The organism is Aquimarina sp. TRL1 (genome assembly GCF_013365535.1).
GTDB lineage: Bacteria > Bacteroidota > Bacteroidia > Flavobacteriales > Flavobacteriaceae > Aquimarina > Aquimarina hainanensis.
The window spans coordinates 654042-662500 of record NZ_CP053590.1 but is presented as its reverse complement, the minus strand read 5'-3'; the positions used below and the strand labels follow the sequence as shown (position 1 = coordinate 662500).

Annotated in this window: 8 protein-coding genes and 2 tRNA genes (1 of these 10 only partly in view); 9 read left to right on the top strand and 1 reads right to left on the bottom strand. The window is 36.4% G+C overall.

All coding sequences use genetic code 11. The features are described 5' to 3' along the window. Window positions 1-171, top strand: partial view of a Gfo/Idh/MocA family protein gene (locus tag HN014_RS02485; RefSeq protein ID WP_176027324.1) — the 3' portion only. It extends 1197 nt beyond the left edge of the window; the window shows 171 of its 1368 coding nt (coding positions 1198-1368); its start codon lies off the left edge, out of view; it ends in the stop codon at window positions 169-171. 57 nt (window positions 172-228) lie between these two features. Here the strand turns inward: HN014_RS02485 and HN014_RS02480 are convergent, their stop codons facing one another. Next, on the bottom strand, window positions 229-1371 hold the full coding sequence (locus HN014_RS02480; protein ID WP_176027323.1) for an acyl-CoA dehydrogenase: 1143 nt from the start codon (window positions 1369-1371) through the stop codon (window positions 229-231). Between the two features lie 476 nt (window positions 1372-1847). Here HN014_RS02480 and HN014_RS02475 point away from each other — a divergent pair, with 476 nt between their 5' ends. The 8 genes from HN014_RS02475 (at window position 1848) to HN014_RS02440 (ending at window position 8155) form a co-directional block, all read left to right on the top strand. After that, complete coding sequence (locus HN014_RS02475; RefSeq protein ID WP_176031018.1) at window positions 1848-3074, top strand: Glu/Leu/Phe/Val dehydrogenase dimerization domain-containing protein; 1227 nt, start codon at window positions 1848-1850, stop codon at window positions 3072-3074. Window positions 3075-3138: 64 nt separating this feature from the next. Further along, on the top strand, window positions 3139-4611 hold the full coding sequence (gene nhaB, locus HN014_RS02470; protein WP_176027322.1) for a sodium/proton antiporter NhaB: 1473 nt from the start codon (window positions 3139-3141) through the stop codon (window positions 4609-4611). Between the two features lie 85 nt (window positions 4612-4696). Further along, a complete protein-coding gene (locus HN014_RS02465) occupies window positions 4697-5383 on the top strand; it encodes a MotA/TolQ/ExbB proton channel family protein (protein ID WP_176031017.1) in 687 nt (228 codons plus the stop codon). A gap of 3 nt (window positions 5384-5386) precedes the next feature. Then, window positions 5387-5779 (top strand): biopolymer transporter ExbD, encoded by a 393-nt coding sequence (locus HN014_RS02460; RefSeq protein WP_176027321.1) that lies wholly within the window; start codon window positions 5387-5389, stop codon window positions 5777-5779. 9 nt (window positions 5780-5788) lie between these two features. Continuing rightward, window positions 5789-6637 (top strand): energy transducer TonB, encoded by an 849-nt coding sequence (locus HN014_RS02455; protein ID WP_176027320.1) that lies wholly within the window; start codon window positions 5789-5791, stop codon window positions 6635-6637. 29 nt (window positions 6638-6666) lie between these two features. Beyond that, window positions 6667-7884: a folylpolyglutamate synthase/dihydrofolate synthase family protein gene (locus tag HN014_RS02450; RefSeq protein WP_176027319.1), complete on the top strand. Its 1218-nt coding sequence runs from the start codon at window positions 6667-6669 to the stop codon at window positions 7882-7884. Between the two features lie 70 nt (window positions 7885-7954). Next, window positions 7955-8029: transfer RNA gene (locus HN014_RS02445), tRNA-Val, on the top strand. A 51-nt stretch (window positions 8030-8080) separates the two neighbouring features. Then, window positions 8081-8155: transfer RNA gene (locus HN014_RS02440), tRNA-Val, on the top strand. The last annotated feature ends 304 nt before the right edge of the window (window positions 8156-8459 follow it).

Genomic DNA, 8459 nt, shown 5'->3' with positions numbered 1-8459 from the left:
CAAAATATCGCACCCCCGTTAGATGTGTATGATGCTGCTGCATGGAGTGCGATCACTCCTTTGTCAGAAGTCTCGATAGAAAATAATGGGGAACCGCAGAATTTTCCGGATTTTACCCGAGGGATGTGGGTGAAAAGGAAGCCTTATGATTGGATAAAAGACACCTATTAAGTATAAAAAAGCCATTGTAAAACTACAATGGCTTTTTGTTTAAGAGAGTCTGGATATTTAATCCTTTAAAATGCTTCTGGAGATTACTATTTTCTGAATCTCAGAAGTACCTTCATATATCTGCGTGATTTTAGCATCTCGCATTAAACGTTCTACGTGGTATTCTTTTACAAACCCATTTCCTCCGTGAATTTGAACAGCTTCAACAGAAACATCCATGGCTGCCTGTGATGCATATAGTTTTGCCATCGCTCCAGAAAGGTCGTAGTTTTCGTGATTGTCTTTATCTTTTGCCGCTTTGTAAACCAGCATTCTAGCGGCCTCTATCTGTGTATGCATATCTGCTAGTTTAAAAGCAATGGCCTGATGATTCATGATTTCTGTACCAAAAGCTTTTCTTTCTTTAGCGTACTTTTTTGCCAGTTCATATGCTCCGGCAGCAATTCCCAATGCCTGAGCGGCGATTCCAATTCTTCCTCCTGACAGGGTTTTCATAGCAAACTTAAAACCAAATCCATCTTCACCTATTCTATTTTCTTTAGGGACTTTTACATCATTAAAAATAAGAGAGTGTGTGTCACTACCTCTGATTCCTAATTTATCTTCTTTAGGCCCTATCTCAAAACCTTCCCATCCTTTTTCTACAATAAAAGCGTTAATTCCTCGGTGCTTTTTTTCTTTATCGGTTTGAGCAATAACTAAATAATAATCTGCGGATGCTCCATTGGTGATCCAGTTTTTAGTACCGTTTAATACATAGTGATCTCCTTTATCGATAGCGGTTGTACGCTGAGAGGTTGCGTCACTTCCTGCTTCTGGTTCAGATAAGCAAAAAGCACCAATTGATTCCCCTGTTGTAAGCTTGGATAAATATTTTTCTTTTTGTTCCGGAGATCCATAGGTGTCCAGTCCCCAACATACTAAAGAATTATTAACTGATACGATAACAGAGCAGGAAGCATCTACTTTTGATAGCTCTTCCATGGCAAGAACATAAGAAATTGTATCCATTCCTCCTCCTCCATATTCTGGAGAAGCCATCATCCCAAGAAAGCCAAGTTCTCCCATTTTTTTTACCTGTTCGGTAGGGAATTCTTGTTTGTTATCTCGATCAATGACACCAGGAAGTAATTCTGTTCTGGCAAAATCACGAGCTGCATCTCGTATCATTATTTGTTCTTCCGTAAGTTTAAAATCCATATTTTCCTGTTTGTTGCTATGCGTGCATAATATACTATTTTGAGATTTAATGAGAAAAAATAGATATATAGCCCATATTTTTATTAATACTACAAATATAAGTTTAAAAATGATAGTTTTAATGTTTTATTTGTTTTTTGCGTCTTTCTTTATTTTTTGACTTTTTTTCTGCGAAATCTGCTTTTTTTTGATGTGTTTATACAAATAGAATGCGATGTCTACGAATGCGGTAATTTGTTACATAAATTTGATTTTATTTTAGTGTTGACCATACTTAGTTTTTTTATATTTGTGAAATTGCATTTTAAGCAGAAATAATTCATTGTATTAATAGTATAAATTATGACACAGCTCTAACCTCCGTAAGGGGGAATATGAAACAAAGACTTTGAAAAGACAGATGATGATTGCTAATATAGATATAGCAATTAAACCTAATGTAACAATGAATTAAAGTTTAAAAGAAAATGAAAGACATAAAAGAACTATTATATACTTACGAGAATAAATCACCTGAAATTGTTTTTAACTGGAAAGACTCTGAGACAGATGCAGAGGGTTGGACGGTTATTAATTCACTTAGAGGAGGTGCTGCTGGGGGAGGAACCAGGATGAGAAAAGGACTGGATATGAATGAAGTACTTTCACTGGCAAAAACAATGGAGGTAAAATTTACAGTTTCAGGTCCTGCCATAGGGGGTGCAAAATCAGGGATTAACTTTGATCCGAATGACCCTCGAAAAGAAGAAGTGCTAAAACGATGGTATAAAGCAGTTTCTCCATTGCTAAAAAGCTATTATGGAACTGGGGGAGATCTTAATGTAGATGAAATTCATGAGGTAATTCCCATTACAGAAGGATGTGGAGTCTGGCATCCGCAAGAAGGAGTGTTTAATGGTCATTTTCAGCCTACCGAAGCAGATAAGATTAATAGAATAGGGCAATTAAGGCAAGGAGTTATAAAGGTGTTGGAAAACACAACTTTTTCTCCTGATGTAAATAGAAAGTATACGGTGGCAGATATGATTACCGGATATGGAGTAGCAGAAGCTGTAAAACATTATTACGAGGTATACGGAGGCGAAGTAAAAGGAAAAAGAGCTGTGGTTCAGGGATTCGGAAATGTAGGGTCTGCTGCTGCGTACTATTTAACAGCAATGGGAGCCAAAGTAGTTGGGATTATCGATCACGTAGGAGGGTTGATAAAAGAAGAAGGATTTACAGTTGCAGAGATGAAGGAGCTGTATTTAAACAAAAAAGGAAATAAATTATATGCAGAATCTCTTATTCCTTTCGAAGAAATGAATGAAAAAGTTTGGTCATTGCAAACTGAGATTTTTGCACCTTGTGCAGCTTCCAGGCTGATAACAAAGGATCAAATAACCCAAATGATTGATTCAGGTTTAGAGGTCATCTCATGTGGGGCAAATGTACCGTTTGCAGATAAAGAGATCTTCTTTGGACCTATTATGGAATATACAGATAGTAAAGTAAGCTTAATCCCGGATTTTATTTCCAATTGCGGGATGGCCAGAGTATTTGCGTATTTTATGGAAAGAAAAGTTCAGATGACTGATGAAGCCATTTTTAAAGATACATCAGAAACGATTAAAAAGGCAATTCAGGATACATTTAATCATAATAACAAAAAAACAAATATAAGTAAAACTGCCTTTGAGATTGCCTTGCAACAGTTGGTGTGATAGACACAGTTTAGTAAGATTAAGTGCAATCGAAAGGTTAGTGTAATCAGTTAATTTTTTAAGTATGTTCAGATATTTTTTAGGTAGTAGTCCGAAGTGGTTTAAGATGGTAATGATCGGATTCCTTATTTTTAATGTTTTCTCCTATTTTGTACTAGGAGCAAAAGTAACCTCATGGTTATTTATCGGGGAGTTTATTTTTACATTAGCAATGGCACTAAAGTGCTATCCGTTACAATCAGGAGGGTTGCTGGCTATAGAAATTCTGGCACTTAATCTTACAACTCCAAAGAATGCTTATCACGAGGTAGAACACAATTTGGAAGTAGTATTGTTACTGGTGTTTATGGTAGCCGGGATTTATTTTATGAAACCATTATTGATGTATATTTTTAGTAAAGTTTTTACCAAAATTAAATCAAAATTGGTGATTTCGTTACTGTTTGTATTTCTATCAGCAGTATTATCAGCCTTTTTGGATGCCTTAACAGTAACTGCGGTTTTAATCAGTGTAGCAGTAGGGTTCTATGGAGTATATCACAAGATTCATTCAACACCAACGGCTGACTATGACCAGGATGGTTCTTTGGATACTAAAGAATTAAGTGGTGAAACACTGGAAAAATTCAGAGGATTTCTTAGAAGTTTGATTATGCATGGAGTAGTAGGAACTGCTTTAGGAGGGGTTTGTACACTGGTTGGAGAGCCTCAAAACCTGTTGATCGGGGACAGAATGGGATGGGATTTTATCACATTCTTTATTCAGATGGCTCCTATAACGATTCCGGTTTTATTTGCAGGAATGTTGACGACTGCATTGTTAGAAACTACAGGATGGTTCGGATTTGGGGATAAATTACCAAATGTGGCCAGACAAATTATAGAAAACTATACAGAGCAGGAAGATGCAAAACGCTCTGAAAAATCTAAATACGGATTGATTGTTCAGGCAGTTTCGGCAATTCTTTTGATTATTGGATTGGCTACACATGCAGCTCCTGTAGGATTTATAGGGTTGGCATTGATTATCGTGCAAACGGCTTTTATGGGGATTACAGAAGAACATCAGTTAGGAAAGTCCTTTGAAGAAGCCTTACCTTTTACTGGGTTATTGGTTGTTTTCTTTGTGATTGTAGCAATGATTCATGATCAGCACTTGTTTTCTCCGGTAATAGACTGGGTGTTGTCTTTACCATTAAAAGATCAACCGGCAATGTTTTATGCTGCGAATGGAATTTTATCCATGATTAGTGATAATGTGTTTGTGGCTACCGTATATATAGGAGAGGTAGAGGCAGCTTTTAAATCGGGAGCAATAACAAGAGAGCATTTCGAGAAATTAGCGATTGCTATTAATACAGGAACAAACTTACCAAGTGTGGCGACTCCAAATGGACAAGCAGCTTTCTTATTTTTATTAACCTCTTCTTTGGCTCCGTTAATCGGATTGTCATATGGAAGAATGGTAAAAATGGCATTGCCTTATACAATTGTGCTTGGAGGGGTAGGATTAATAGGGATACTAATGATGCTTTAATAGTAAGTAAAAATATACTTATACGTTATAATTCACGTTATATAATAGAAATAAAAACCAAAGACAATTTATGATGAACTTATTTATGCTTGGATCTTTAGCCCAGAAGACCAAAGAAGTTGAACCGGAAATTGAGGAAAAATCACTTTCCATTATAGAATTGTTACTTAGTGGAGGAACAGGTGGAGTAGTGATCATAGCCATTCTGTTTATCCTTCTTTTTGTAGCAGTATACATATATTTCGAACGATTATTCGCTATAAAAGCAGCTTCCAAGTTTGATGATAATTTTATGAATCAAATTAGAGAAAAGGTCTCAAGTGGTAAAATTGAGGCAGCTAAGATTTTGTGTGCTCAAACGAATAATCCGGTTTCTAGATTAACAGAAAAAGGAATCTCAAGAATAGGAAGTCCTTTGGATGATATTAATACCGCTATTGAAAATGCAGGTCGTCTAGAAGTATATAAACTGGAAAAGAATGTCAGTATTCTAGCGACTGTTGCAGGAGCTGCGCCCATGATTGGTTTTCTTGGAACTGTTATTGGTATGATTTTGGCATTCCATAATTTAGCATCAAGTTCAGGAAGTGCAGATATGGGATCATTAGCAGAAGGGATATATACTGCAATGACCACCACTGTTGCGGGATTAGTTGTCGGGATTGTTGCTTATATAGGATATAATCACCTGGTTGTAAAAACGGATAAGGTAGTGCACCAAATGGAAGCGACTGCAGTTGATTTCTTAGATTTACTTAACGAACCTGCTTAACAGATGAACTTAAGAGGAAGAAATAAAGTAAGTCCGGAATTTAGCATGTCTTCAATGACAGATATTGTATTTCTGTTATTGGTATTCTTTTTGCTGACATCCCCGGCAGTAACACCAGAAGCCCTGGATTTAATTTTGCCAAAGGCTAAGGGAAAGAGCTCTAATGTTCAGAATATATCGGTAAGCATAACGAATAAGCTTCAATATTATGTAGATAATGAACGAATCAGTCAGAGCAGGCTGGAAAGTACATTAAAATCAAGATTGGCAGGACAACATGAACCTACTGTGATTCTAAGGGCAGAAGAAGGAGTGCCTATTGAAAAAGCAGTAAGCGTTATGGATATAGCGAATAGAAATAAATTTAAAGTTATTCTGGCGGTAAAACCCGATTGAGAATAGTATATGTTAAAATTAGATACAAAACATAAAAAAAGGTCTATGATTCTCACTGTGATTGTACATGTGGGAATCATCCTTTTGTTGTTTTACTTAAGTCTTTCATACCTGGATCCAGCTCCCGAAAGTGGAATTGCTGTAAATTTTGGGACAACAGAAACCGGAAGAGGAAGGCAGCAGCCGACAAAACCGATTAAGTCAGCCCCCAAAGAAACGGTGGAAGAAGAAGTAGAAGAAGTACAAGAAAAAACTCCTGAGGTTTCAGAAAAAGTCATTACTCAAGATTCAGAAGATGCTCCGGTGATTACTGAGAAACCTGAGAAAAAAACGAGTGTAAAAAAAGAAGAAAAGAAAAAGCCTGAAAAAAAACCGGCAAAGAAAAAACCTGTAGAGAAAAAACCAGATCCTAAGCCGGACAAATCAACCTTGGATATTCTTAATAGTTTTTCTAAAGGACCTAAGAGTGATGGAACAGCTAAAGGAGGAGAAGGAGATGATAATAATCCGGGAGATAAGGGGAATCCGAATGGAGATCCTAATGCTCGCTCCTATTATGGAAATGGAAAAGGATTGGATGGAGATGGAAATTATAGATTAGGTGGGAGAAAAGCACTTAATAAAGAAAAGTTTAGACAAGATTGTAATGAATCGGGGATTGTGGTGGTAAAAATACAAGTAGATCAAAATGGTAGAGTTGTCAAAGCTACTCCAGGAGTAAAAGGGACAACGAATAGTGCCTCTTGTTTATTAGCACCTGCAAAAAAAGCAGCCTTGGCGACACGATTCAATAGTGATTCAAAAGCTCCTGTGAAGCAGGTAGGAACAATTGTATACGAGTTTAAGCTATCGGAATAGGCTTGTAGGATTATATTTTATTATATACAATGAATTATAAAGAAACGCTGGATTGGTTGTATGTCCAGTTACCTGTCTACCAAAAACAGGGAAAAAGTGCATATAAGGCTAACTTAGATAATATTGAGCAATTAACTTCTTTTCTGCAACATCCTGAAAAGAAATTCAGAAGTATTCATGTAGGAGGAACCAATGGAAAAGGTTCCACAAGTCACTTATTAGCTTCTGTTTTTCAAGAAGCAGGATATAAAGTAGGTTTGTATACTTCTCCACACTTAAAAGATTTTAGAGAACGTATTCGTGTTGATGGGGATTGTGTCAGGGAGGAGTATGTAGTTGATTTTGTGACAACCCATAAAGCATATTTTGAAAGCCATCAGTTGTCTTTTTTTGAAATGACAGTAGGAATGGCATTTCAGTATTTCTCGGATCAAAAAGTGGATGTGGCAATAATAGAAGTAGGGTTAGGAGGGAGATTAGATGCTACGAATGTTATTACCCCGGAAATCTCTGTGATTACAAATATAGGAATAGATCATACCCAGTTTTTAGGAAATACAATTACTAGTATTGCAAGAGAAAAAGCAGGAATTATAAAAACGGGAGTACCAGTTGTAATTGGAAGAAAACAGGAAGCATCCAGTGTGGTTTTCGAGGCTGTAGCGAAAGAAAAAAAAGCGCCATTAATTTTTGCAGAAACATTTGAAGGAGAACAATGTATATCTTCACTTAAGGGAGGCTATCAAAGAGAAAATGAACGCACGGTTCTTCAGGTTTTAGCGATATTAAGAGAAAGAGGATGGGAACTTCCGACTAAATGTATAAAAGAAGGCTTTTCTAGAGTAGTAGAAAATACAGGACTACTGGGGAGATGGCAAATACTGAATGAGGCACCTAAAGTAATTTGTGATACGGCTCATAATGAAGATGGACTCCGGGAGGTAATGAAGCAATTGGTTAAGGAATCATTTAGAGATTTGCATATTGTAGTAGGAGTAGTGGATGATAAAAAATTAGAAACAATTCTTCCTCTTTTCCCCAAAAAAGCACGTTATTATTTTTCGTCTCCTGATATTTCAAGGGGGTTGGATGCAGGGCTACTCAAAGAAGAAGCTGCTAAGTTTGATTTACATGGTGAGAAATATGACGCTGTAAAAGAGGCTTATATGTCTGCATTACAGTATGCAAGAAAAGAAGATGTGATTTATGTAGGAGGGAGTACTTTTGTTGTAGCGGAAATTATTTGATTTTTTTGTTGAAATATTTTGCTGAAGAATAAAACTATCTTATATTTGCACCCGCAATCACAATGATAGCGGGCGCGTAGCTCAGTTGGTTCAGAGCACTTGGTTTACACCCAAGGGGTCAGGGGTTCGAATCCCTTCGCGCCCACAATGTGTAAAAATTGTATAATAAGTTCTTTTTACATACAGTAAGTTATTAGGGCGCGTAGCTCAGTTGGTTCAGAGCACTTGGTTTACACCCAAGGGGTCAGGGGTTCGAATCCCTTCGCGCCCACATCCTAATAAAAAAAGCCAGATCATATATGATCTGGCTTTTTTTATTTTTAATAGGTTCAATATTTCCCTCTGTTTTTTTAGAAGTTAGGCTTTTTGAAAGTGTATAATTCTCATTTTTGTCCTTCATTTTTTTATTGCACGATAAAAAAACAAGCAAAATATCATTAAAAAACCTCGCTGGGGTAACCGTTTTTTAGATAAAATGCATTTTATCTGGTTTTGATGTTTTTAATCGATTTGTTTATGGTTAATCCGTAAAATATATTTTTTACTTCTGTTTTTATAAGCATCTTTGAATCATA

Excerpts from the sequence above, each read along its gene's own strand:
- HN014_RS02480 (WP_176027323.1), bottom strand. The coding sequence starts at position 1,371 with ATGGATTTTAAACTTACGGAAGAACAAATAATGATACGAGATGCAGCT.
- nhaB (WP_176027322.1), top strand. The coding sequence starts at position 3,139 with ATGTTCAGATATTTTTTAGGTAGTAGTCCGAAGTGGTTTAAGATGGTA.
- HN014_RS02465 (WP_176031017.1), top strand. The coding sequence starts at position 4,697 with ATGCTTGGATCTTTAGCCCAGAAGACCAAAGAAGTTGAACCGGAAATT.
- HN014_RS02460 (WP_176027321.1), top strand. The coding sequence starts at position 5,387 with ATGAACTTAAGAGGAAGAAATAAAGTAAGTCCGGAATTTAGCATGTCT.
- HN014_RS02455 (WP_176027320.1), top strand. The coding sequence starts at position 5,789 with ATGTTAAAATTAGATACAAAACATAAAAAAAGGTCTATGATTCTCACT.
- HN014_RS02450 (WP_176027319.1), top strand. The coding sequence starts at position 6,667 with ATGAATTATAAAGAAACGCTGGATTGGTTGTATGTCCAGTTACCTGTC.